We start from the raw sequence: 23,356 nt of genomic DNA, 5'->3' as shown, positions 1-23,356 counted from the left end.
CCTTCTCGCGGGCTGGGGCTCAGTCCACCGAGGACGCCGTGCCGGTGACGTCGATGGTGAGCTTGTCCTTGTTCTCCGGGAAGTGGCAGGCCGCCTGGTGGCCGGGGGCCAGCTCGGCGAGCGGGGGCTCCTCGGTCTTGCAGATGTCCTGCGCCTTCCAGCAGCGGGTGTGGAAGCGGCAGCCCTTGGGCGGGTTGATCGGCGAGGGCACGTCGCCCTGCAGGCGGATGCGCTCGCGCTTGCCCTTGCGGGCGGTGTCCGGGATGGGGACGGCCGAGAGGAGGGCGACGGTGTACGGGTGCATGGGGCGCTCGTACAGGGCGTTGCGGTCGGCGATCTCCATGATCTTGCCCAGGTACATCACCGCGACGCGGTCGGAGACGTGGCGCACGACCGAGAGGTCGTGGGCGATCATCACGTAGGTCAGGTCCAGCTCGTTCTGCAGGTCTTCGAGCAGGTTGATGACCTGGGCCTGGATGGAGACGTCCAGGGCGGACACCGGCTCGTCGGCCACGATCAGCTTCGGCTTGAGCGCCAGGGTCCTGGCGATGCCGATGCGCTGGCGCTGGCCGCCGGAGAACTCGTGCGGGTAGCGGTTGTAGTGCTCGGGGTTGAGGCCCACCAGCTCCAGCAGGTCCTGCACGGCCTTCTTGACGCCGTTGGGGGTCTGCACGTTCTGCAGCTTGAACGGCGCGCCGACGATGGTGCCGACGGTGTGGCGCGGGTTCAGCGACGAGTACGGGTCCTGGAAGATCATCTGGATGTCGCGGCGCAGCGGGCGCATCTTGGCGCCGGAGAGGTGCGTGACGTCGCGGCCCTCGAACACGATCTTGCCGGCGGTGGGCTCCAGGAGCCGGGTCAGCAGGCGGCCGGTCGTGGTCTTGCCGCAGCCGGACTCGCCGACCAGCGACAGGGTCTCGCCCCTGGTCACCGAGAAGCTCAGCCCGTCGACGGCCTGCACGGCGCCGACCTGGCGCTGGATGAGGCCGCGGCGGATCGGGAAGTGCTTCTGCAGGTCCGTGACGGACAGCAGCTCCTCGCCCATCGCGGGCACGGTCACGTCTTCAGTCACAGCTTCGGCCTGATCTCTTCCGACCAGATGCGGTTCCGGTCCTCTGCGGGCAGGTGGCAGGCGATGTGGTGGCCGCCGCCGATGTCGCGGAACTCCGGGCGCTCGGTGAAGCTGAGGTCGCCGTTGGTCCCGGCATAGGCGCAGCGCGGGTTGAACGGGCAGCCGTCGGGCACGTTGATGAGGCTGGGCGGTGTGCCCTTGATCGGCTGCAGCCGCTCGGAGCGCTCGCGGTCCAGGCGCGGCATCGAGCCGAGCAGGCCCCAGGTGTAGGGGTGCTGCGGGGAGTTGAAGATGTCGTCGGCCGTGGAGTACTCCACCGCGCGCCCGGCGTACATCACCATGATGTCGTCGGCCAGCTCGGCCACCACGCCGAGGTCGTGGGTGATGATGACGACCGCGGAGTTGAACTCCTCCTGCAGGTCCCTGATCAGGTCGAGGATCTGCGCCTGCACGGTCACGTCGAGCGCGGTGGTCGGCTCGTCGGCGATGAGCAGCTCGGGGTCGCAGGACAGCGCCATGGCGATCATCGCGCGCTGGCGCATGCCGCCGGAGAACTGGTGCGGGTAGTCGTCCACCCTGGACTTCGGGTTGGGGATGCCGACCCGGTCCAGCATGTCCACGGCGTGCTTGCGGGCGACCTGCTTGGAGACCGGGTTGTGCACCCGGTAGGCCTCCACGATCTGGTGGCCGACCGTGTAGTACGGGTGCATCGCCGACAGCGGGTCCTGGAAGATCATCGCCATCCGCTTGCCGCGCAGCTTGCGCACGTCCTCGGGGTCGGCGCCGACGAGGTTCTTGCCGTCGAGCAGGATCTCGCCGCTGATGTTCGCGGTGCCGCGCTTGTGCAGGCCCATGACCGACAGGCTCGTCACGCTCTTGCCCGAGCCGGACTCCCCGACGATGCCGAGGGTCTTGCCCCGGTCGACGGCGAAGCTCAGGTCGTCGACGGACTTGACCACACCGTCGTCGGTGGGGAAGTGCACGCGCAGGTTGCGCACCGTGAGGAACGATTCGCTGATCACTTCAGGCGCACCCTCGGGTCGACGACGGCGTACAGCAGGTCAACGATCAGATTGGCGATGACCACGAAGGTCGCGGCGACGAGCACCACGCCCATGACCTTGGGCAGGTCGTAGTTCTTGATGCCGTCGATCGCGTACTCGCCGAGGCCCTTGAGGGAGAAGGCGCTCTCGGTCAGCACCGCGCCGCCGAGCAGCAGGCCCACGTCCAAGCCGAAGATCGTCAGGATCGGGGTGAGCGCGCCGCGCAGGCCGTGCTTGACGACGACCGTGCGCTCCGGCAGGCCCTTGGCGCGCGCGGTGCGGATGAAGTCCTCGTTCATCGTCTCCAGCATGCCCGCGCGGGTGTGCCGCGCGTACTGGGCGGAGAAGAGGAACGCCAGGGTGATCCACGGCAGCAGCAGCGAGTAGGCCCATTCCAGCGGGTTCTCCGCGAAGGGCACGAACCGTCCACCCGGGACTGTCCAGCCGAGGGAGTAGCTGAAGATCGACAGCGACAGCAGGCCGGTGAAGAAGATGGGCAGGGACACGCCCGCCAGCGCGACGGTCATCGCCGCGCGGTCGAAGATCGTGCCCTTGCGCAGCGCGGAGATGGTGCCGACCAGGACGCCGCCGACCAGCCACAGGATCGCCGCACCGATGGCCAGCGACAGGGTGACCGGGATGCGGGTCAGCAGTTCCGGCCACACCGGCTGCTGGCTGCGGAAGGAGTAGCCCAGGCACGGGGCCGGGCAGTCGGCCAGGCGGGCGCCGGTGTCGTACTTGGCGCCGACGAAGATGCCGCGCACCCAGTCGAAGTACTGGGTGATGATCGGGTCGTAGAAGCCCAGCCGGTCGGCGACGAGCTTGACCGTCTCCGGGGTGGCCGTGCGGCCCGCGTAGCGCGTCGCCAGGGTCTCCGGGGTGGCCCCGAGGATCTTGGGGAACAGGAAGAAGATCGCGAACGTCACCGCGCTCACGATGAACAGCAGCAGGACTGCCGCGAGCAGCCGCCGGATGATGTATGTGATCACAGTGGCCGGCATCCGGCGGCGGGCCGGGGGATCACCCCGACCCGCCGCCGTCCTGCCTTCACCTGCCTATCGTGGTGGGAGCGGTGGAGGAACTGACTACTGGACGCCCATGGCGAGGTAGTCGTACATGCCGAACGCCTCGGAGACGAAGACGTTCGTCAGGCCCTTGCCGCGCAGGAGCAGGCTCTTGCCGTACACGCCCGGGAAGATGACCGCCTCCTCCATGACCTTCTTGTCGATCTGGCCCCAGATCGCCTCGCGCTTGGTGGCGTCGGTCTCGGCCAGCGCGGAGTCCAGCATCTGGTCGACCTCGGGGATGCGCACGGAGGTGTTGGAGGAACCACCGGTCTCGCGGATGACCCGCGAGTCCACGATCTGCGACAGGAAGCCGAAGCCGTCGTTCCAGTCCGCGCCCCAGCCGTTGATGACCAGGCCGAGGTTGTTCTGCACGACGTAGGGCGGGTTGCCCGCGAACTGCGAGAAGTAGTCGCCCTGCGGGAACGCCTTCAGGGTCAGCTTGATGCCGACGCGGCCCAGCGACTGCTGCAGCGACTCGGCGATCGCCTTCTCCTTCGGCCGCTCGGCGCGGTAGGAGATGTTGGTGGTGAAGCCGTCGGGCTGCCCGCAGGCCGCCAGGGCCTCCTTGGCCTTGTTCACGTCGCCCTTGTTGTCCGGGCCCGCCGGGTACAGGTCGAACTGCTGGTAGCCGGGGATGGCCGGGGGCAGCACCGTGCTGGCGATGTCGCCACCGGCGAACGCGCCGCCCATGGCGGTCTGGTAGCCGGTGCGGTCGATCGCGTAGTGCACGGCCTTGCGGCACTCGACGTTGTCGAACGGCTTCACCGTCGGGTTGACCGAGGTGTACCAGAGCCGGGCGATGGTCGGGTTGTCCGCCTGGTCCTTCAGCGCCGGGTCGCCCAGGATGCGGGCCAGCGAGTTCGGCTGCACACCGGTGCCCGCGATGTCGATGTGGACGTCACCGGAGATCAGCTGGTTGTCGATGTCGTCGGCGTTGACGTTCATCGTGACCTCGTACCGGTCCGGCAGCGCCTTGCGGATCGGGTCGGTGGCCTGGTCCCACTGGTCGTTGCGGACCAGCGCGAAGCTCTTGTCGGGCTGCAGGCCCTCGAACTTGTAGGGGCCGGTGGAGAGCACGGTGTTGCGGTACTCGGCGCCGGTGTCCTTGGCCTCGGGGACCGGGACGGTCTGCGGCAGCGTCGCCATGTAGTCGAAGCCGCCGAAGGGCTGCTTGAGCTTGAAGACGATCGTCTTGTCGTCCGGCGTCTCGATCGCCTGGTCGGTGTTGACGCCCTTGGACTTGTACGGGCCCTTGTAGTCCGCGGGCAGGTTCAGGAAGCCCTCGAAGTACGCCGGGCCGTTCGGGAACGTCGCCTTGTCGGTCGAGCGCAGGACGGCGTGCTTGACGTCCTTGGACGTGACGGGGGTGCCGTCCTCGTACTTGATGCCGTCGCGGATCTTGTAGGTCCAGACCTTGCCGCCCTCGCTGGGCGTGCCCAGGCCCTCGGCCAGGTCGGGCACCAGCTCGTTGCTGGCCTTGCCCGGAGCGGGCTTGAACATCACCAGCGAGCGGCCGTAGAGGCGCAGGAAGTTCCAGGAGTAGCCGTAGTACGTCTCGCCCGGGTCGAGCGAGTCCCAGGTGCCGCTGTTGGCGACCTTGATCGTCCCGCCCTTCTTGTCCGAGGCGTTGAAGACGTCGGTCAGCCCGGCGTTGAACGCGGGGGTCGAGCCGCCTCCGCCACCACCGTTGCCGTCGGTGGACGTGCCACCGCAGGCAGACAGCGCCATGACAGCCGCGGCTCCCGCGGCCACCAAAGGCACCAAGCGCTTGCTTTTCATCTTGGAGTGCACCCCTTCTTTCCAGGAGCAGATGGGACGGAAGCCGCCGACGGGCTACCGGGAACGCGGGTCCAACGCGTCCCGCAGGCCGTCGCCGAACAGGTTGAACGCCAGGACCGCGACGAAGATGAAGAGGCCCGGCCACAGCATGAAGTGCGGCTGTGAGTAGATCCTGGACGCCTCGGAGAGCATGCCGCCCCAGGTGGCGGTGGGCGCGTTGATGCCCACCCCGAGGAACGACAGCGCCGACTCGAACAGGATGTTCGTGGGGATGAGCAGCGTCGAGTACACCAGGATCGGTGCCACGAGGTTGGGCAGGATCTCCTTGAACAGGATGTACGGCCCGCGCGCGCCCATGCTGCGCGCCGCGTCGACGAACTCGCGCTCGCGCAGCGAGAGCGTCTGGCCGCGGACGATCCGGCCGATGTAGGGCCAGTTGAAGAACCCGATGATGAAGATCAGCATCGCGATCCGGGTGGCCTCGCCGGACAGGCCGAACGCCGAGTCCGGGATGACGCCCACCAGGGCCATGGCGAAGACCAGCAGCGGGAAGGCCAGGAAGACGTCCATGGCCCGGCTGATGATCGTGTCGGCCCAGCCGCCGAAGAACCCGGCGACGATGCCCAGCACGGTGCCGATCACCACCGAGAGCACGGTGGCGAGGAAGGCGATCAGCAGCGAGATCCAGGCGCCCGCGAAGACCCTGGCGAAGATGTCGCGGCCGTTGACCGGCTCGATGCCGAGCGGGTGCTCCCAGCTCATGCCGCCGAAGAAGCCCTTCGGGGCGAGGGTGCCGAACTCGGTGTCGATGAGGTCCTGGTGGAACTCGTTGGGCCCGACGACGTTGAGGAACCGGTCGAGGACGAGGCCCGCGACGGCGAAGAGGATCAGCAGGACGACGACGATGCCGCCGACCATGGCCACCTTGTCGCGCTTGAGGCGGGTCCAGGCGATCTTGCCGAGGGACTTGCCCTCGATCGCCTTCTTGGGCGCTCCCGCGACCACCGCCTCAGGAGTCGGGCCCGCACCGGCTGCCTGGGGTGGGGCGGTCATTCCGCCGACCACCCGGTTCCGGGCGCCCGCTCACCACGTCGATCCGCGCCCGGTAGGGCGCGGTGACAAGGCGGCGCGGATCGCTGGTGAGCCATCACGCACTCCTCGAAGTCTGTCCGGGATCACACCGTGTGGTGGCCGACCATAGCCGTTTCACTCGGCATCCCTGAACGACGTGAGGTCACGATCCGGCCAACTGACATACACGGAATTGGCGGTGCGCGACGAGCTCGCGACTGACGGTGAGTTAATCGCCATCAGTGTCCGACTACCGGACGATGCTCACCCGGACGGCGGTCGATGCGTCGATCGCTCGGCCGTGCGGTCGACGGCGTACCAGCCGGTTTCGACGTTCTGCCAGGTGACGAGCGCCGGGCGCGATGACTCCCCGTCGCGGGCCACGGCGCGCTCCAGCCGCTCGCCGGCGGGACACTCGACCCACAGCGAAGCGGACAAAAGATGACATACAGAACGCCGGCCCGCGGACACGCCTTCAACGATCAGAACCTCGGGTGTGGCGATGGTCACCCACGATCCGGGGTGGGGCTCGCCGCCGGTCCACTCGGTGCGCCGGTACCCGCCGGGGCGGCCGCGGGCCAGCGGCGCCAGCACGCCCTCGCGCAGCCGCGGCCACCACGCGAAGGGGTCGTCCCAGGTGGCGAAGTCGTCGGTGCTGACGAGCGCCACCGACGCGCCCGCCGCGGCGAACGCCTCGACCAGGGCGGCGGCGAGGGTGGACTTGCCCGAGCCCGACGGCCCGTCGACGGCCACCAGGCGCACCGCGCCCAGCCGCGGCGGCGCGGCGAGCACGTCGCGGGTCACGGCGGCGGCGAAGCCGCTCACATGGCGCGGCGGCCCGACAGCGCCCTGCCGAGGGTCAGCTCGTCGGCGAACTCCAGGTCCCCGCCCATCGGCAGGCCGGACGCCAGCCGGGTGACGGTGAGGCCGGGGAAGTCGCGCAGCATGCGGACCAGGTAGGTCGCGGTGGCCTCGCCCTCGGTGTTGGGGTCCATCGCGAGGATCACCTCGGTGATCTCCTCGCCGCCGATGCGGGTGAGCAGCTGGCGGATGCGCAGCTGGTCGGGCCCCACCCCCGACAGCGGGTCCAGCGCGCCGCCGAGCACGTGGTAGCGGCCCTTGAACTCGCGCGTGCGCTCGACGGCCAGGACGTCCTTGGGCTCCTCGACCACGCACACCACGCTCGGGTCGCGGCGCGCGTCGCGGCAGATGCGGCAGGTCTGCTCGGCGGAGACGTTGCCGCAGACGTCGCAGAAGACCACGCCCTCCTTGACCTTCTGCAGCGCCTCCTGCAGGCGGGTCACGTCGGCGGGCTCGGCGGCCAGCAGGTGGAAGGCGATGCGCTGCGCGCTCTTGGGACCGACGCCGGGCAGCCGCCCCAGCTCGTCGATCAGGTCCTGGACCGGGCCCTCGTACACCCCTACATCCCGGGCAGGCCGAGACCGCCGCCCAGGCCGCCGGTCAGCGGGCCCATGGTCTGCTCGGCCAGCCGCTGGGCGTTGGCGCCCGCGTCGCGCACCGCGGCGACCACGAGGTCGGAGAGGGTCTCCACGTCGTCGGGGTCGACCACCTTCGGGTCGATGGCCAGCGCCTTGAGCTCACCGGAGCCGGAGACCACCGCTTTGACGAGACCGCCGCCCGCGCTGCCCTCGACCTCGGCGTCGGCGAGCTGCTGCTGAGCGGCCAGGAGCTGCTCCTGCATCTTCTGCGCCTGCTGGAGGATCGCCTGCATGTCGGGGGCTCCGCCACCACCTGGGAACACTGCGACCCCTTCCAGGTCGGGAGCTGCTTGTGCGCCCAGCTTAGTCGGGCCGTACGCGGGACGTCGCGGGCGCTGTGACAGGGTGGAGATCATGTCCGGGAACCGGGTACTCGACGCCGCCGATCGCGTCCTCGTCGGCACCGACGGCGGCCTGATCGAGCTGGACGCGGCGGGCGCGGCGACGCCGCTGACCCCGGCCACCGGCGAGGCGCGCTACCTGCCCGGGACCACCGACGTCGTGCACCAGGACGGCGACGGCATCACCGTGCTCTCCCGGGGGTCGGGCCGCGGCTGGTCGCGCGGATCGGCCAAGGCGAAGTCCAGGCCGCTGCTGCGCGCCGACCACGCCGTGCAGTTGCTCGGCGTGCTGCCCGGCCGCGTCGTGTACCGGGCCAACCCCCGCCACCGCCTGCTGTGGGACGTGGTGATCCGCAACGTGTTCGTCGGCGAGGAACAGGCCGTCTACGACCGCGGCGGCGACGTCCGCGCCGCGGCGGTCAGCCCGAACAGCCGCTACATCGCGATCCGCCTGCCCCGCAAGCTCATCCTGGTCGACACCATGCCCCTCACCGAGGACGACCACGTCCGCCTGATCGGCCCCGAACCCGCCGACGGCGGCCACCGGCACCTGTCCTGGCTGCCGGACTCGGTCCGCCTGGTCGCCACGGCCGACGGGGCGGTCTCCCGCTACGACGTCGAGCGCGGCTCCTGGGAGCCCCTGGTCTCCGGCCTGGGTCCGAACGCCGTCGGCGTCATCGCGCCGGACGGGCGTCGACTGGCGATTGTGGACGGTGGTCGCGTCGCGTTCCACCACGCGGGCACCGGGGACTTCCTGCGCGCGGCCGAGATCGACGCGCACGGCTCTCCGGTGTGGACACCCGACTCGGCGACGGTGGCCGTGGCCACGGCGGACGGGGTCGCCACCGTGGTGGCGCAGTCGGCGTTCGTGAAGGCGGTCGCGCTCTAGCCCGTGCGGCCCTGCTGTTCGACGGGCTTGGCGCCCAGTTTGTCGGCGAGCAGTTGCAGCATCGCCTCTTCCGGGTCCGTGCGCGGGCCGCTGTCGGCGCCCTGGGTGCGGGCGGCCTCGGCGAGCAGTTCTTCCTCGTCCTCGGGCTCCGGGGGCAGGTCCGGCTCGGGTGGGGGCTCGGGGGGAAGGTCGGCGGCGGGGACGTAGCGGCGCTGCGGCGGGTCGGGGGTCGGGCGGGCGGGTGGGGTGGGCGCGGGGCGCGCGGGTGGGGGGGCGGCGGCCGGGGCGCCGCCCGCGGCGGCGTGCACGAGCCGGACCTGCCAGGAGCCGCCGACGACGGCGCCGATGGCCTGGGCGATGGCCTCGGCGTTGCGGGGTTCGGACAGGCGCACGGCCAGTGGGGCGGCGGGGTGGGCGACGGTGACGGTGGTGCCGTCGACCGAGTGCACGGTGGCGGGCAGCAGCATGGCGTGCGTGCTGCGGCTGGTCGCCGTCGTGCGCACGGCGGTCAGGACCTCCGGCCAGATGCGGCGGAAGGCGGCGGCGTCCATCGCGCCGGGAGGCTCGGGGGCGGCGGGCGAGGCGTCCGCGGTTCCCGGTGCGGGGGCGGCGGGTGCGGGGGCGGCGGCGCCGGAAGCCGGGGCGCCGGAGCGGGCCTCGGAGGTGGAGCGTGCGTCCGAGGCGGGGCGCGCCTCCGGGGCGGGGTGGGGGGTCGCCTGCCGGGGCGGGGACTGCTGGTGGGCGGGCTCGGCGGCGCGCTCGGACGGGCGGGTGAAGCGGGACGCCTGCTGCGGGCGGGCGGCCTGCCCAGAGGGACCGGCCTGCCCGGACCGCGCTGCCGGTTCCGCCGGGCGCGGGGCCGGCTCGGCCTGGCGCTGCGGGCGGGTGGCCTGCGTCGCGGGCGGGGCGGGTGCGCCGGTCTGGCCCGCGGCGACCCTGGTCTCCAGCTGCTCAAGGCGCTGGAGCACGGCGGCGTCGGCGACCGCGTCGGTCGGGACGGCGCCGGGCAGGAGCATGCGGGCGCACAGCAGTTCCAGCAGCAGCCGGGGCGCGGTCGCGCCGCGCATCTCGATCAGGCCGGTGTGGACGATCTCGGCGAAGCGGGTCAGCGCCGCGCCGCCGAGGCGCTCGGCCTGGCCGGCCATCTTCTCCAGCTGGTCGCCCGGCGCGCTGACCAGGCCGCGGCCGACGGCGTCGGGCACCGCCTTGATCAGGACCAGGTCGCGCAGGCGGTCGAGCAGGTCGGCGGCGAAGCGGCGGGGGTCGTGGCCCGCCTCGACCAAGGCGTCGACCGTGCCGTAGACGGCGGCGGCGTCGCCGGCGGCCAGCGCGTCGACCATCTCATCGATCAGGGCGGCGTCGGTGACGCCGAGCAGCGACACCGCGCGGTCGTAGGTCACGCCCTCGGGGCCCGCGCCCGCCATCAGCTGGTCCAGCACCGACTGGGTGTCGCGCGCCGAGCCGCCGCCCGCCCTGATGACCAGCGGCAGCACCGCGGGCTCCACGATCGCGCCCTCGGCCTCGCAGTTGCGCTCCAGCAGCTCGCGCATCGCGCCCGGCGGGATGAGGCGGAACGGGTAGTGGTGCGTGCGCGAGCGGATCGTCGGCAGCACCTTCTCCGGCTCGGTGGTGGCGAAGATGAAGACCAGGTGCTCCGGCGGCTCCTCCACGATCTTCAGCAGGGCGTTGAAGCCCTGCGTGGTGACCATGTGCGCCTCGTCGACGATGAACACCCGGTAGCGCGACTGCGCGGGCGCGTAGAACGCCCGGTCGCGCAGCTCGCGGGCGTCGTCCACACCGCCGTGGCTGGCCGCGTCCAGCTCCACGACGTCGACGTTGCCCGGCCCGTTGGGGGCCAGCGACACGCACGAGTCGCAGGTGCCGCACGGTTCGTCGGTCGGGCCCTGCTCGCAGTTGAGCGAGCGCGCCAGGATGCGCGCGCTGGAGGTCTTGCCGCAGCCGCGGGGGCCGGAGAACAGGTAGGCGTGGTTCACCCGGCCAGCCGCCAGCGCGGTGCGCAGCGGGACGGTCACGTGCTCCTGCCCGACGACCTCGGCGAAGGTCGCGGGCCGGTACTTGCGGTAGAGGGCGAGCGCCACGCCTGCGACCCTACCGGCCTGCGCGGGCCTCCGGCCCCCGGCTGGTGCTCAGCGCAGGGCGTCCAGGGCGAAGGCGGCGTACACCGCCACCCCGTTCGGGAAGGCGGCCTCGTCGAAGACCACCCGGTTGGAGTGGTTGGGGGCGGCGTCGGCCGGGGTCGTGCCCGGGGCGCACGCGCCGAGGAAGGCCATCGCGCCCGGCACCCGCTGCAGCACGTAGGACCAGTCCTCGGCGCCCATGATCGGGTTGGGCATCACCGAGGTGTGCTTGGGGCCCAGCACCGCCGAGGAGAGGTCGAGCACGCGGTCGGCGACGTCGTCGTCGTTGACCGTCACCGGGTAGCCGGGGGTGAAGTCGAAGGCGACCGTGCACCCGTGCGCGGCGCCGACGTGCTCGCAGACCCTGCGGATCTCCTCCAGCATCGTCTTGCGGGTCTCCTCCGACAGCGCCCGCAGCGTGCCCTCCAGCTCGGCGGTCTCCGGGATGATGTTGGAGGTCGTGCCCGCGGTGATCCTGGCGATGGTGAGCACCGCCGGCTCGAAGACGCTGATGCGCCGGGTCACCGCGGTCTGCAGCGCGCCGACCATGGCCGCGGCGGCGGGCACCGGGTCGCAGGCGTCCGATGGCATCGAGGCGTGCCCGCCGCGGCCGGTCACGGTGATGGTGAACATGTTCGCGCTGGCCATGATCGGCCCGCGGCGGCAGCGCAGGACCCCGGACTCCTCCTTGGAGGTGATGTGCAGGGCCAGCGCCTTCTCCACCGGCGCGTCCGCGGCCTCCAGCAGCCCCTCCTCCAGCATGAACCTGGCGCCGTGGTGGCCCTCCTCGCCTGGCTGGAACATGAAGACGACCTGCCCGGCCAGCTCGGCGCGGCGCTCGTGCAGCAGCCGGGCGGCCGAGGCCAGCATCGCGGTGTGCGTGTCGTGCCCGCACGCGTGCATGGTTCCGTCCACTTCGGAGGCGAACGCCAGGTCGGTGTCCTCCTGCAGCGGGAGCGCGTCCATGTCCCCGCGCAGCAGCACCGCGGGGCCGGGCTTGCCGCCGTCGAGCACGGCGACCACCGAGCCCAGCTCGCGGCCGGTGGTGATCCGCAGGTCGAGCCCGGCGAGGGCGTCGAGCACCGCGCGCTGGGTGCGCGGCAGCGCCAGGCCCTGCTCGGGGTGGCGGTGCAGGAGCCTGCGCAGCGCCACGGTGTTGGGCTGCAGGGCGTGGGCGGCTTCGCGCAGGCCGGTGAACCTGGGATCATCCGTCAGCGAGGTGGTCATCCCCCGATACTGGCACCGAACCCCCGGCCGGAATACCGTATGGGCATGGCCGAGCAGGTGTCGGGGTTCGGGGTGGCCGTGGTCCGCGAGGACGGCCGCTGGCGCTGCGCGGCGATGGACCCCGCCGCGCTCGGTGAGCTGGACGCGGCGATCACCGAGCTGCGCGGGACGAGGTCGACCGGGGCGGTGTTCGGGCTGCTCGCGGTGGACGACGAGTTCTTCGTCGTGCTGCGGCCCAGCCCCGGCGGGATCGCGCTGCTGCTCTCCGACGCCGCTGCCGCGCTGGACTACGACATCGCCGCCGACGCCCTCGACGTGCTGCGGGTCGAGCCGCCCGAGGACGTCGACGACGTGTGGCCGGAGGGCTCGCTCGACCTGCTCGCCGACCTGGGCCTGCCCGCGGCCGAGCTGCAGGTGATCGTGGACGAGGTCGACCTGTACCCGGACGAGCAGCTGCAGATGATCGCCCAGCGGCTCGGCTTCGCCGACGAGTACACCAAGCACCTCGACACGATCCTGCGGTGACCCCCGAGCAGCTGATCGAACTGGCCCTGGTCGCCGCGCGCCGAGCGCCGGAGACCGGCGACGTGCCGATCGGCGCGGTCGTGGTCGCCCCCGACGGCCGCGTCCTGGCCAGCGCCTGCAACGCCCGCGAGGCCACCGGCGACCCGACCGCGCACGCCGAGGTCCTGGCCCTGCGCGCCGCCGCGGCCGCCCATGGCGACGGCTGGCGGCTCGGCGGCTGCACCCTGGCGGTCACCGTCGAGCCGTGCACGATGTGCGCCGGGGCGATCGTGCTGTCCCGGGTCTCCCGGGTCGTCTTCGGCGCGTGGGAGCCCAAGACCGGCGCCGCGGGCTCGCTGTGGGACGTGGTCAGGGACCGCAGGCTGACCCACCGGCCCGAGGTCCAGGGCGGGGTCTTGGCCGAGCGGTGCGCGGCCCTGATGGTGGACTTCTTCGATGTGATCTGAGTCACTTTGACGGATGACTGGGCCGCTCGCCGGACACTCCTCTACTGCGAGGGGAGTAGCACCACACGCAGGGAGGAACGTCCAGATGAGCATGCTTGACAAGGCCAAGGACAAGGCGGAGCAGCTGGTCGGCCAGGCCAAGGAGAAGCTGGGCCAGGCCACCGACAACAAGGACCTGGAGAACTCCGGCAAGGCCGACCAGACCCGCGGCGAGGTCAAGGAGGCCGGCCACGACGTCCGCGACCGCGCGCAGGGCGCCGTCCAGGACATCAAGGACAAGTTCGACCGCCGGTAGACCCACCCCCCGGCCCCGGCACGCCGCTCTGTATTCTTCTTCGCGGTGGCGTGTCCGAGCGGCCGAAGGAGCGCGCCTCGAAAGCGCGTGACGGGCAACCCCCGTCCGTGGGTTCAAATCCCACCGCCACCGCCAGACCGAGAGAGCCGGTCGTCCCGCCAGGGGCGACCGGCTCTCTTCGTCTCTAGAGCATTCCGGCCGCGCGGAAGAGCCGGTCGTAGATCTCGCGGATGACGCCCTCTTTGGACTGGTTGTAGCCCGCGCCGCCCGCCGCGGCGGCCCGCTTGGCGTCCTCGTAGCGAGCGCGGTCGTCGGGATGGGCGCGCAGCCAGTCGCGGAACATGCGGTGGCGGATCACCTCGGGGCAGTCGGGGCCGAACACGTGCAGGTTGACCCTGGGGACCTCCAGCCGCAGGCACCGGTGCTCGTGCCAGGAGGGCTCGCGGATGTGCAGCACGTAGCCCAGGGGCGTGAGGGCCGGGACGTAGGCGTCCTCATCGCGCGGGTCGGCGACGACCAGGTCGATGTCGATGACGTCCTTGGCCGCCAGGCCCGCGACGGCGGTGGAGCCGACGTGCTCGATCTCCAGGACGGCGTCGCCGAGGACCGACCCGATCGCCTCGGCGAGAGCGGCGTAGCGGGCGGGCCAGCCCGGGTCGGCCGGGACCAGGACGGCGGCCTCCTTGATGGGGCCGACCACCCAGGGGTCGTCGTCGGGGTCCACGTCGTGGTGGCGGGTGATCTCCTCGAAGCTGGGCATGGGGAGCGACGGTAGCTAGCGGCCCACGACGTGCACAGCGGTTAGCCGCCAGCCCGCGGCGGTGTGCTCGGCGCGGGCGGCCAGGGCCTTGGCCCGCGGGCCCGCGGTGACGGTGGCGGCGATCTCGACGGTCCTGCGGTCCACTTGGCACAGGTGCACCGAGCGCACGCGCAGGTCGCGCGGCTGGCGCGGGAGCACGCGCAGGGCGTTCTGGACCGGGTAGGTCAGCAGCGGGGCGAGCTGGGCGTGCGGGCGGCGGCCGGCGAGGGCCTCGGCGAGCAGGACGACAAGGCGGGCGAGCTGGCGGCGGCCGGGGGTGCTGGTGGCGGGGAGCGGGGTGACGGGCGCGGAGTGGGCCGGGGTCGGCGCGGCCGTGGCCGTCGGGGTGGCTCGGGTCGGCGAGGTGGGGGGTGGGGTGGTCGGGGTCGGTGGTGCGGGGTGGGGCGTCGCGGGCTGCCGTGCGGCGGGGAACGGGGTGCTGGGCAGTGCGGCGGTCACGGGTCCTCCCTGGTGGAAACGGTTCGGGGAGGAAGGGCGGTTCGCCGGGCCAGCGGGGGCGGGTGAGGCACGATCCGGGGACAGGTGCGCGTTTGGCCCCGGTCGCGGGGCGGGTGGTGTACGGGGAGCGGACGCCTAGGCTGGTGGGGCACATCGAGGTGAAGGAGTGGGGATGAGCGACCGCCCGGCTCGGCGCGATCCGTCGAATTTGGTGGCAGCGCAGGGGTTCAGGGACTTCGTGCGCGAGGACTGGGGACCGGCCGACCGCGCGGTGCGCGTGGTCGACGGGGCGGCGGCGGCCGCGGCCGCACACCGCGATCGGCTGTCCAGGGCGTTCCCCGGCAAGCGGATCGCGATCGCGTCCGGTCTGGCCCCGGTGCGCTCCAACGACACCGACTACACCTTCCGCGCCGACAGCGACTTCGCCTGGCTGACCGGCTGCTACGCCGAGGGCGCTGTGCTGGTCATGCACCCGGCGGGCGACGGCCACGACGCCGTCCTGCACCTGCGCGAGCCCGCGGGCCCGGACGAGCCGGACTTCTTCGCCAACGCCCGCGACGGCGAGCTGTGGATCGGGCCTGCCCCGGGCCTGGGCGAGTGGTCGGCGGCGCTGGGCCTGGTGTGCCTGCCGCTGGAGGGCCTGGCCCGCTCGCTGCGCGGGCGGCTGCCGGAGGTGCTGGCCGTCAAGGGCGTCGACCCGTACCTCGACGCGCACGTCGGCGCGCACAGCGCCGAGCTGCGCACCGTGCTCGCCGAGCTGCGCCGCATCAAGGACGACTGGGAGATCGCCCAGCTCAAGGCGGCCGTCGACGCGACCGTCCTGGGCTTCGCCGACGTCGCGCGCGAGCTGGACACCGCGGTGCGCGGCGGCGGTGAGCGCTGGCTGCAGGGCACCTTCGACCGGCGGGCGCGCACGGCGGGCAACGGCCCCGGCTACGCCTCGATCGTCGCCGCCGGCCCGCACGCCCCGGTGCTGCACTGGACGCGCTGCGACGGTCAGGTCCCCGAGGACGGCCTGCTGCTGCTGGACGCGGGCGTCGAACTGGACACCCTCTACACCGCCGACGTGACCCGCACCTTCCCCGTCGGCGGCGAGTTCTCCCCCGCCCAGCGCAAGGTCTACGACCTCGTCCACGACGCCCATGTCCAGGCGATGGCCGAGGTCCGCCCCGGCGCGGACTACCGCGCCTTCCACAACACGGCGATGCGCGTGCTGGCCGAGGGCCTGCACGACTGGGGTCTGCTGCCCGGCTCGGTGGACAAGGCCCTGGACCCCGACGGCCAGCACCACCGCCGCTACATCGTCTGCGGCGTCGGCCACTTCCTCGGCCTGGACGTGCACGACTGCGCGTCCTCGCGCGCCGAGGCCTACCACGAGGCGAAGCTGGAACCGGGCATGGCCCTGACCGTCGAGCCCGGCCTCTACTTCCACCCCAACGACCTCACGGTCCCGCCGGAGCTGCGCGGCATCGGCGTCCGCATCGAGGACGACCTCGTCGTCACCGCCGACGGCCACGACGTGATCTCGGACGCACTTCCCATCACCCACGAGGGAATCAGCGATTGGGTCCGCACCCATCGCGGGTAGCCTCCGGCTGACCGGGCTCGGGGGAGCCCCGGCAGGAGTGTGTGGAGGAACGAAGGTGTCTGACGAGAAGCCCCAGGGCGGCAAACACCGCGCCCCCGAAGGCGCGGACGTGCACCCGCTGATCGACCTGTCCCGCGACCCCAACCCGGGCAAGCCGGACCACGCGGCCGACGAGGACTGACCCCCGGCGACGGCCCCGCCGCCCACCCGGGCGGCGGGGCCGTCGCCGTGTCACCAGCCGACCCGCCACCGAGCGGCACTTCCCTCGAACAGGTGGTCGAGAAACGTCGCCCCGCCCAGGCATGATGTCCGCATGCGAACACATGATCGAGCGGACCGGGTCTCCGCGGCGCTGCTGGCCGCCCGCCTGACCGAATCCGCCCAGGTCAGAGCCCGCGGTGGCGCACCCGACACCGCCGCACTAGCTGAGCACGGACCAACCGTGGTCGGCGCGGCGGCGACCGCCGCCCTGACCAGGGCCCTCGCCGATCTGTGGAACCGCGGCTGGACCCCGGCCGACGTCACCGCCGCCATCCCGAAGGCACTGGCCGACCTCGCCGCCGACGCGATCGCCGCCGACACCGCCCGCCACCCCGCGGCACACCTGCACCCGCGGTGGCAGGCGCAGGCGCGGGCAGCGGGCCCGGTGTGGTGGCGGCGCGGGGAGCCGCACCTGCCGCAGTGGGCGAACCGCGCCGGGGTGCCGCTGGCGGTCGCCGTCGAGCGCCTGATCGACGTGCTCGCCGAGTTTGCGGCCCTGCCCGCCCTGCCCGCGCTGCTCCCGCCACCGGGACGACCGGGGCCGATCCGCGAGCGCACTGTGGACGGCCGGGTCGTCGCCAGGGTGAAGGCGCTGCTGGCCAAGGCCGAGTCGACGGCGTTCCCGCAGGAAGCCGAGGCGCTCTCGGCCAAGGCGCAGGAGCTGATGGCCCGGCACGCCTTCGCCGAGGCCGCCGACGACACCGGGCCGCCGCGGGCCGCCGCCGACCGGATCTGGCTGGAGCAGCCGTACGTGCAGTCCAAGGCGCAACTGGTCGACGCGGTCGCCGAGGCCAACCGCTGCCGGGCGGTGTTCTACCCGAGGCTCGGCTGCGTCGTCCTGGTCGGCCACGAGCCGGACCTGGAGCTGGTCGCCCTGCTGTCGCGCTCGCTCGGCGTGCAGGCGACCCGGGCGCTGGCCGCGGCCCCCGGCCGCACCCGCGCCTACCGCAACGCTTTCCTCGCCGGGTACGCCCACCGCGTGCGCGGCCGCCTCGCCCTGGCCACCGCCGCGGCCACCGACGCCCGCGCGCTGCCGGTGCTGGCCCGCCGCGACCGCGTGGTCGAGCAGACCTGCGCCGCGCTGTTCCCCGACCTGCGCGCCCGCCGCGGCACCGTCAGCAGCCCGACCGGCTGGGGCGCGGGCCAAGCCGCCGCCGAACAGGCCGACCTGCTCCCGTCCCGCCGCCGCGTCGCGGGCTGACACGCGCGAAGGCGCCGGTCTGCTCGACCGGCGCCTTCGTGGCGGAGGATGCGGGATTTGAACCCGCGAGGGCTTTAACACCCAACACGATTTCCAATCGTGCGCACTAGGCCACTATGCGAATCCTCCGCCGGAGAGGCTACCGGACGCCCCGACACCCATCGGCGACGGGTCGGCGGGTCACGACTCGGCCAGGCAACGCCTGGATTTTCCGAATCCGCTTCTCTTCGGCCGCCCCGTCTTGCAGACTGGCCCCGGCTTTCACGGGGCGAGCGGACGGGGGCTGCTCGATCGCCCGTGAATCGACCTGGGGAAAGGAACCAGTGCACATCACCATCACCCGTCGGTCCCGCCTGCGCGCGAGCGCGCGTCTCGGGATCGCCGTGCTGACCGCCGCCGTCGCGACCGCCGGACTGGCCGCCGCGCCCGCCGCCGCCGACGAGACGCCGCGGGCCATCGCCAAGGCGAGCGCGGCCGAGGACTTCGCCACCGCGGTCCGCCCGTACGCCGACGCGCGCATCCAGAAGATCAACGCCCGGGCCGCCGTCGCCGCCGTCGACCCCACCTGCATGACCGGGAGGCAGAGCACCTCGGTGCTCATGACCCGGTTCGCGGGCGGGAACCGCTACCAGACCGCGGTGTGCAGCTCGCTCGGCGCGTGGGCCGACCACGACTCCACCGACCCGTCGGCGATGAAGGCCAAGGCCGTCGTCCTCGCCAGGGGCGACGAGTTCCCCGACGCCCTCGCGGGCGGCCCGCTGGCGGGCTACGTCGACGGTCCGCTGCTGCTGAGCCCCTCGAACGCGCTGCCCGCCGAGGTGCGCGCCGAGATCGACCGCGTGCTCGGCGGCTCCGGCACCGTGTACCTGCTGGGCGGGACGCTGTCCTCGTCGATCAACAACGCGCTGCGCTCGGCCGGGTACCAGACCAAGCGGCTCGCGGGCGCCAACCGATTCGACACCGCGATCGCCATCGCGCGCGAGATGCGCTCGACCAACCTGTTCTTCGTCACCACCGGCATGGACTACCCGGACGCGCTGGCGGCGGGCGCCTTCGCGGCCTCCTACACCAGCTGGGCGACCTGGCACCCGGACGCCGCCGACGACCGGCGCCCGTACGCGCTGCTGTTCACCAACAACGCCAGGATGCCCTCGGCCACCGCCAACTTCATCGTCGAGCGGGCCAATCAGTTCCCCGAGCCGGGCACCGGCTACCCCACCGTGCTGCTGAGCACGGCGGGTGCGCAGGGCGACCGCGCGGTGCGCTCGGCCTTCAACCCCGAGGTGATCGACTCCTACGTCGGCGCCAACCGCTTCGCCACCGCGACGATCATCGCCGACCAGCTGTTCACCTCCGGCGGTGAGCTGACCGGCGCGGGCGTCGGCCTGGCCAACGGGATGAACTTCCCCGACGCGCTGGCGGGCACCAGCACGCTGATGAACTTCGGCCAGCCGCTGCTGCTGACCACCCCGACCACCCTGCAGACGACGACCCGCTCGTTCCTGGTCTCCCACCGCGGCGACGTGCCGGACCAGGCGTGGCTGGACCTGTTCGGCGGCACCGGGGTCATCTCCACCCCGGTTGCCAACGCGGCGTTCACCGCGTTCGGCGGCTGAGTAACCGGATCGGGCCCAGGTCCGATCAGCAGTACGGAAAGACGTTCGCGAGGGGCGGGCCGCTTCGGCCCGCCCCTCGCGACCACCGAGAGGAACGACGCACACCATGACCCGACGCTCCCGGGGCGCGGCCGCGCTCGCGGCGTTCGCCATCGCCATCGGCACCCTGCTCACCGGCGCGGGTGCCGCGGCGGCGCAGACCGACAGCTGCCGGGTCGACGGCAAGGGCGATCCCGTGCAGTGGCTGCGCTACCCGGGAAGCGACCGCTACCAGACGGCGATGTGCGTCTCCGCCACGACGTGGGCCGACCACGGCGCGGACGAGAAGCCCGAGTTCAAGGCCGCCGCCGTCGTGCTCGCCAGGGGCGACGAGTTCCCCGACGCGCTCGCGGGCGGTCCGCTGGCCGCCCACCTCGGCGCGCCGCTGCTGCTGACCACCCCGACGACGCTGCGCCCCGAGGTCCGCCTGGAGCTGCAGCGGGTGCTGGCCACCGGCCGGACCGTGTACCTGCTCGGCGGCACCGGTTCGCTGTCGGCGGGCGTGGAGAGCCAGGTCAGGGCGCTGGGCTACCAGACCAAGCGGCTCGCCGGGGCCAACCGGTTCGACACCGCCATCAAGGTCGCCGAGGAACTGCCTGCCACCAGCAAGTTCTTCGTCACCACCGGGATGGACTTCCCCGATGCGCTCGCCGCGGGCAACGCCGCCGCGATGCTCAACCGCGGCGGGGAGACCTGGGCGCTGATGTTCACCAACAACGGCACCATGCCCGCGGCGACGTCCGCCTTCATCCGGCAGCGCCGCGCCCAGTTCGGCGGGCAGGGCTCGCTGGTGACCACCGGCCTGGCCGACCGGGCCGCCGCGTCGGCCTTCGGCGCGGCCAACCTCACCCACCGCTTCGTCGGCCGCAACCGCTACGAGACCGCGACGCTGATCGCCGCGGAGTACTTCGTCGCCGAGGACGGCTCGCTGATCGGCGAGGGCGTCGGCCTGTCGGCGGGCAACACCTTCCCCGACGCGCTGGCGGGCACCGCGAAGCTGGCCCTCTACGGCGAGCCGCTGCTGCTCACCGGCCCGTCCCTGCCCGCCGAGACCCGGCAGTTCCTGCAGGGCGTCGCGGGCAAGGTCCCCGGCGAGGACGGCGACCCGGCCACCGCGACCGTCGACGTCTTCGGCGGCACCGGCGTGGTCTCCGACGCCGTCACCCAGGCCGCGGTGCGGGCGCTGGCCCCGGCGTCCTGATTCCCGAACGCACTCAGGCGGCGGCCCGCGCCTCGGCGTGGGCCTTCACCGCGGCGAGGGTGTGCTCGATGGACTTGGCGTTGAATCCGGGCCGGTCGGCCTGCCCGGTGACCTGCGGTCCCATGACCGTGCGGATGAACCGGTTGCCGACCCGGTACCAGTGCTCGGCCAGCAGGCAGCCCTCGGCGGTCGGGGTGACCTCGTAGGCCCAGCGCGAGACCCGCATGCCGAACGGGGTGCGCGCGTCGAAGGCGAAGCGGCCCGGCGAGCCGCGGCCGGGCGGGGCGAACTCCACCACCCGCACCCGCGTCCACCACTCGCGCTCGCCGTTGCGGTTGGTGCCGCGGAAGCGCGCGCCGAGCGCCGGGCCACCGTCGAGCCACACGCCGCCGACGTTCTCCGGGCTGAACCGCGCCATCCCGGGCAGGTCGGTGACCAGCGACCAGACCAGGTCGGCGTCGGCGGCCACCGGGGTGGCGCGGGTGATCGTCGGGTCCACCCGGCAACGGTCCCCCGCCGAGGCCGCACCGGCAACTCCCAGCGCGTCGTGCCGCACGGTGGGAGAAGCCGGCCTAGCCGGTCAGCGCCAGCGCCGCGGTGATCAGCGCGAGGTGCGACGGCGTCGACGGGTCGAGTCCGGTGAGGGCGGCGACCCGGCGCAGCCGGTTGTCCACGGTGTTCGGGTGCACGTGCAGCAGACCGGCGGTGCGCCTGCGGTTGAGCTCGGTGGACAGGTGCGCGCGCAGGGTGCGGATCAGCTCGCCGTCGAGCGGGGCCAGCAGGCCCGCCAGTTCCCGGGTGGCCGGGGTGTCCCTGGTGAGCTGGTAGTCCAGCAGCACGTCGCGCAGCCGGTAGAGGCCGGGCGGGCGCCCGGTCCGCCGGACGACGCCCAGCACTTCCCGCGCCTGCTCGGCGGCGCCCGCCACGCCGTCGGGTCCGGCGTGCGCCGCCGCCGCGGTCACCGCCACCCCCGCCGCCCTGCCCAGCGCCGCCACCAGGTCCTCGGCGTCCCGGCAGTGCCCGGAGTCGCCGGTGTCCGCGGGCAGCAGCACCGTCCCGCCCGCGGTGTCCACCATGGACAGAGCGCGGCCGTGCCTGGTGAGTTCGGCGCGCATCCTGCGCACCTTGCGCCTTCCGGCCACCACCGGGTCGACACCGGAGGTCTCCTCGTCCGGGTGCGGCTCGACGTGCAGCACCAGCACCGTGAACGCGGCGGGCAGGCGCACCCCGGCCCGGCGCGCGGCGTCCTCGGCCGACGCCCCGCCCAGCAGCGCCGCCAGCAGCGAGTGCCGCTCGCTCTGCTCGTGCCCGGACAGGGTTCTCAGTTCGTCCACATAGGCCGAGGACACCGTGGACACCACGGCCCGCAGGTACTCGATCAGCAGGTCGGTGGTGGCCCGCACGGACGCGAAGTCGTCCGGCCCGGCCACTCCCGTCACCGTCTTCCACGCCGTGTGCGCGCCGATGTGGTAGGCGCTGAGCACCGACTCCAGCGGCACCCCCTCCTCGGCCCGCCGCCGCGCGGAGGCCCCCAGCCTGGCCAGGTCCGGCATCCGACGCTCGCGCAGCATCGCGGCCACCATCCGCAGGTTCTCCTCCACGACGGCGGTGATCTCGCCGCCGATCTCCTCATCGGGCAGCGACCGGTAGATGCCCACCTCGGCCAGGACCGCCCTGATCACCTCGGCCACCAGCTCGGGCATCCGGGAGGCGAGCAGCCCGGACAGCGGGATGCCGCCGACAGCGAGGACGTCGGTGTGATCGGTCACAACCAGGCAGGGTAAACACTGGGTCAACTCCCAGCTCATCTGGATCGGTCGCGTTGCCAACATGTGAACGAGACCAAGACAAGGATGGTGGGACATGCGTCGGTGGATTGCGGTTCTCGCGGCGGCCGCTGGGCTGGTCGCCGTGCCGGGCGTGGCACAGGCCGAGTTGCCGGTGCCGTACTCGCTGGTCGGCGGCTTCTTCGCCAACCCGGCGGCGGCCATCGACCCGAACAAGGCCCCGCCCGGCGCCAACCGCTGGTCGTGCGAGCCCGACGCGGCCCACCCGCGCCCGGTGGTGCTGCTGCACGGCCTGGGCGCCAACCAGGGCCTCAACTGGTCCACGATGTCGCCGGTGCTGGCCAACGCGGGCCACTGCGTCTTCTCCCTGACCTACGGCGCGCAGTGGTGGCTGCCGTCGGTGGGCGGCATGCGCCCGATGAAGGAGAGCGCCGCCACCCTCTCCCGCTTCGTCGACCGCGTGCTGGCCGAGACCGGCGCCGCCGAGGTCGATCTGGTCGGCCACTCCGAGGGCTCGACCGTCGCCGCCTACTACCTCAAGCGCCTCGGCGGCGCGGACAAGGTCGGCACGCTGGTGGGCCTGTCCCCCAACTACGCGGGCACCTCCCTCTACGGCCTGACCTTCCTCGCCGACAACCTGCCCCCGCTGCTCAGCGCCGTGCTGACAAGCGTCTGCGCCGCGCGCAAGGACTTCTACCCCGGCTCGGCGTTCATGAAGGACCTCAACGCGGGCGGGTCGGCGGCCGTGCCCGGCGTCCGCTACGTCAACGTGCAGGGCGCGCTGGAGCAGGTGGTCCTGCCCAACTCCAGCGGCACCCTCCCCGGCGCGGAGAACGTCCGGGTCAACACCGGCTGCGCCCAGGACCTCAGCGACCACATCTCCATCGTCTCCAGCAGGCGCGCCGCGCAGATGATGCTCAACGCCCTCACCCCTGCCGAGGCCAAGCCGCTGCCCTGCGCGTTCAACCCGCCGTTCCTGTCCTGACCCGCCGCGACGCGCCGCGACGTGGCGG

Annotated in this window: 24 protein-coding genes and 2 tRNA genes; 11 read left to right on the top strand and 15 right to left on the bottom strand. The window is 72.7% G+C overall.

Going from position 1 to position 23,356, the window contains the following annotated elements; genetic code table 11:
* Nucleotides 1-19: 19 nt before the first annotated feature.
* The 8 genes from ACFPM7_RS27280 to ACFPM7_RS27245 all read right to left on the bottom strand — a co-directional run bounded on the left by ACFPM7_RS27280 (nucleotide 20) and on the right by ACFPM7_RS27245 (nucleotide 7,794).
* The gene (locus tag ACFPM7_RS27280) at nucleotides 20-1,045 is read right to left on the bottom strand and encodes an ABC transporter ATP-binding protein (RefSeq protein WP_378250705.1); all 1,026 of its coding nucleotides are present in this window, start codon (nucleotides 1,043-1,045) and stop codon (nucleotides 20-22) included.
* Between the two features lie 23 nt (nucleotides 1,046-1,068).
* Complete coding sequence (locus ACFPM7_RS27275) at nucleotides 1,069-2,094, bottom strand: ABC transporter ATP-binding protein (protein ID WP_378250659.1); 1,026 nt, start codon at nucleotides 2,092-2,094, stop codon at nucleotides 1,069-1,071.
* A complete protein-coding gene (locus ACFPM7_RS27270) occupies nucleotides 2,091-3,104 on the bottom strand; it encodes an ABC transporter permease (RefSeq protein WP_378250658.1) in 1,014 nt (337 codons plus the stop codon). The genes ACFPM7_RS27275 and ACFPM7_RS27270 overlap by 4 nt, the downstream gene beginning before the upstream one ends.
* A gap of 96 nt (nucleotides 3,105-3,200) precedes the next feature.
* Nucleotides 3,201-4,910: an ABC transporter substrate-binding protein gene (locus ACFPM7_RS27265; RefSeq protein WP_378250657.1), complete on the bottom strand. Its 1,710-nt coding sequence runs from the start codon at nucleotides 4,908-4,910 to the stop codon at nucleotides 3,201-3,203.
* 105 nt (nucleotides 4,911-5,015) lie between these two features.
* A complete protein-coding gene (locus ACFPM7_RS27260; protein ID WP_378250656.1) occupies nucleotides 5,016-6,014 on the bottom strand; it encodes an ABC transporter permease in 999 nt (332 codons plus the stop codon).
* A gap of 282 nt (nucleotides 6,015-6,296) precedes the next feature.
* Entirely contained in the window at nucleotides 6,297-6,857 is a 561-nt protein-coding gene (locus tag ACFPM7_RS27255; RefSeq protein WP_378250655.1) for a uridine kinase family protein, read from the bottom strand.
* The gene (gene recR, locus ACFPM7_RS27250; RefSeq protein WP_378250654.1) at nucleotides 6,854-7,450 is read right to left on the bottom strand and encodes a recombination mediator RecR; all 597 of its coding nucleotides are present in this window, start codon (nucleotides 7,448-7,450) and stop codon (nucleotides 6,854-6,856) included. The genes ACFPM7_RS27255 and recR overlap by 4 nt, the downstream gene beginning before the upstream one ends.
* A 2-nt stretch (nucleotides 7,451-7,452) precedes the next feature.
* Nucleotides 7,453-7,794: a YbaB/EbfC family nucleoid-associated protein gene (locus ACFPM7_RS27245; RefSeq protein ID WP_378250653.1), complete on the bottom strand. Its 342-nt coding sequence runs from the start codon at nucleotides 7,792-7,794 to the stop codon at nucleotides 7,453-7,455.
* A 91-nt stretch (nucleotides 7,795-7,885) separates the two neighbouring features.
* Between ACFPM7_RS27245 and ACFPM7_RS27240 the strand changes: the two genes are divergently transcribed.
* Complete coding sequence (locus ACFPM7_RS27240) at nucleotides 7,886-8,761, top strand: TolB family protein (protein ID WP_378250652.1); 876 nt, start codon at nucleotides 7,886-7,888, stop codon at nucleotides 8,759-8,761.
* Here ACFPM7_RS27240 and ACFPM7_RS27235 read toward each other — a convergent pair.
* Both ACFPM7_RS27235 and ACFPM7_RS27230 read right to left on the bottom strand, forming a co-directional pair.
* Nucleotides 8,758-10,860 carry a DNA polymerase III subunit gamma and tau gene (locus tag ACFPM7_RS27235; protein ID WP_378250651.1) on the bottom strand — a complete coding sequence of 701 codons (2,103 nt, stop codon included), beginning with the start codon at nucleotides 10,858-10,860 and terminating at the stop codon, nucleotides 8,758-8,760. The two genes, ACFPM7_RS27240 and ACFPM7_RS27235, sit on opposite strands and share 4 nt — an antisense overlap.
* Before the next feature lie 48 nt (nucleotides 10,861-10,908).
* Nucleotides 10,909-12,126 (bottom strand): M20 metallopeptidase family protein, encoded by a 1,218-nt coding sequence (locus ACFPM7_RS27230; protein ID WP_378250650.1) that lies wholly within the window; start codon nucleotides 12,124-12,126, stop codon nucleotides 10,909-10,911.
* Nucleotides 12,127-12,165: 39 nt separating this feature from the next.
* On the opposite strand from ACFPM7_RS27230, the gene ACFPM7_RS27225 reads away from it, so the two are divergent.
* The 4 genes from ACFPM7_RS27225 to ACFPM7_RS27210 all read left to right on the top strand — a co-directional run bounded on the left by ACFPM7_RS27225 (nucleotide 12,166) and on the right by ACFPM7_RS27210 (nucleotide 13,527).
* Nucleotides 12,166-12,651 carry a tRNA adenosine deaminase-associated protein gene (locus ACFPM7_RS27225; RefSeq protein WP_378250648.1) on the top strand — a complete coding sequence of 162 codons (486 nt, stop codon included), beginning with the start codon at nucleotides 12,166-12,168 and terminating at the stop codon, nucleotides 12,649-12,651.
* Nucleotides 12,648-13,097 carry a nucleoside deaminase gene (locus ACFPM7_RS27220; protein ID WP_378250647.1) on the top strand — a complete coding sequence of 150 codons (450 nt, stop codon included), beginning with the start codon at nucleotides 12,648-12,650 and terminating at the stop codon, nucleotides 13,095-13,097. The genes ACFPM7_RS27225 and ACFPM7_RS27220 overlap by 4 nt, the downstream gene beginning before the upstream one ends.
* A gap of 85 nt (nucleotides 13,098-13,182) precedes the next feature.
* Nucleotides 13,183-13,392 (top strand): CsbD family protein, encoded by a 210-nt coding sequence (locus ACFPM7_RS27215; RefSeq protein ID WP_378250646.1) that lies wholly within the window; start codon nucleotides 13,183-13,185, stop codon nucleotides 13,390-13,392.
* Between the two features lie 44 nt (nucleotides 13,393-13,436).
* Nucleotides 13,437-13,527: transfer RNA gene (locus ACFPM7_RS27210), tRNA-Ser, on the top strand.
* Between the two features lie 49 nt (nucleotides 13,528-13,576).
* On the opposite strand, the gene ACFPM7_RS27205 is transcribed toward ACFPM7_RS27210, so the two are convergent.
* Complete coding sequence (locus tag ACFPM7_RS27205; RefSeq protein WP_378250645.1) at nucleotides 13,577-14,152, bottom strand: GrpB family protein; 576 nt, start codon at nucleotides 14,150-14,152, stop codon at nucleotides 13,577-13,579.
* A 15-nt stretch (nucleotides 14,153-14,167) separates the two neighbouring features.
* On the bottom strand, nucleotides 14,168-14,650 hold the full coding sequence (locus ACFPM7_RS27200; RefSeq protein WP_378250644.1) for an Rv3235 family protein: 483 nt from the start codon (nucleotides 14,648-14,650) through the stop codon (nucleotides 14,168-14,170).
* Between the two features lie 172 nt (nucleotides 14,651-14,822).
* Between ACFPM7_RS27200 and ACFPM7_RS27195 the strand changes: the two genes are divergently transcribed.
* The 3 genes from ACFPM7_RS27195 (at nucleotide 14,823) to ACFPM7_RS27185 (ending at nucleotide 17,700) form a co-directional block, all read left to right on the top strand.
* Nucleotides 14,823-16,238, top strand: a complete 1,416-nt coding sequence (locus ACFPM7_RS27195) for an aminopeptidase P family protein (RefSeq protein WP_378250643.1) — start codon at nucleotides 14,823-14,825, stop codon at nucleotides 16,236-16,238.
* A 55-nt stretch (nucleotides 16,239-16,293) separates the two neighbouring features.
* Complete coding sequence (locus tag ACFPM7_RS27190; RefSeq protein WP_378250642.1) at nucleotides 16,294-16,419, top strand: hypothetical protein; 126 nt, start codon at nucleotides 16,294-16,296, stop codon at nucleotides 16,417-16,419.
* 132 nt (nucleotides 16,420-16,551) lie between these two features.
* Nucleotides 16,552-17,700: a DUF2786 domain-containing protein gene (locus ACFPM7_RS27185; RefSeq protein WP_378250641.1), complete on the top strand. Its 1,149-nt coding sequence runs from the start codon at nucleotides 16,552-16,554 to the stop codon at nucleotides 17,698-17,700.
* A 39-nt stretch (nucleotides 17,701-17,739) separates the two neighbouring features.
* On the opposite strand, the gene ACFPM7_RS27180 is transcribed toward ACFPM7_RS27185, so the two are convergent.
* Nucleotides 17,740-17,829 (bottom strand) — tRNA-Ser (locus tag ACFPM7_RS27180).
* 194 nt (nucleotides 17,830-18,023) lie between these two features.
* Between ACFPM7_RS27180 and ACFPM7_RS27175 the strand changes: the two genes are divergently transcribed.
* On the top strand, nucleotides 18,024-19,316 hold the full coding sequence (locus tag ACFPM7_RS27175; protein WP_378250640.1) for a cell wall-binding repeat-containing protein: 1,293 nt from the start codon (nucleotides 18,024-18,026) through the stop codon (nucleotides 19,314-19,316).
* A 106-nt stretch (nucleotides 19,317-19,422) separates the two neighbouring features.
* Nucleotides 19,423-20,556, top strand: a complete 1,134-nt coding sequence (locus ACFPM7_RS27170; protein ID WP_378250639.1) for a cell wall-binding repeat-containing protein — start codon at nucleotides 19,423-19,425, stop codon at nucleotides 20,554-20,556.
* 13 nt (nucleotides 20,557-20,569) lie between these two features.
* On the opposite strand, the gene ACFPM7_RS27165 is transcribed toward ACFPM7_RS27170, so the two are convergent.
* Both ACFPM7_RS27165 and ACFPM7_RS27160 read right to left on the bottom strand, forming a co-directional pair.
* Nucleotides 20,570-21,055: an SRPBCC family protein gene (locus tag ACFPM7_RS27165; RefSeq protein ID WP_378250638.1), complete on the bottom strand. Its 486-nt coding sequence runs from the start codon at nucleotides 21,053-21,055 to the stop codon at nucleotides 20,570-20,572.
* Between the two features lie 73 nt (nucleotides 21,056-21,128).
* The gene (locus tag ACFPM7_RS27160) at nucleotides 21,129-22,325 is read right to left on the bottom strand and encodes a PucR family transcriptional regulator (protein WP_378250637.1); all 1,197 of its coding nucleotides are present in this window, start codon (nucleotides 22,323-22,325) and stop codon (nucleotides 21,129-21,131) included.
* Between the two features lie 94 nt (nucleotides 22,326-22,419).
* Here ACFPM7_RS27160 and ACFPM7_RS27155 point away from each other — a divergent pair, with 94 nt between their 5' ends.
* Entirely contained in the window at nucleotides 22,420-23,328 is a 909-nt protein-coding gene (locus ACFPM7_RS27155) for an esterase/lipase family protein (protein WP_378250636.1), read from the top strand.
* The last annotated feature ends 28 nt before the right edge of the window (nucleotides 23,329-23,356 follow it).

It is taken from the genome of Actinokineospora guangxiensis (assembly GCF_042657845.1).
GTDB lineage: Bacteria > Actinomycetota > Actinomycetes > Mycobacteriales > Pseudonocardiaceae > Actinokineospora > Actinokineospora guangxiensis.
Note: the sequence above shows the minus strand (reverse complement) of the source record. Positions and strands in the feature narration are given on the sequence as shown.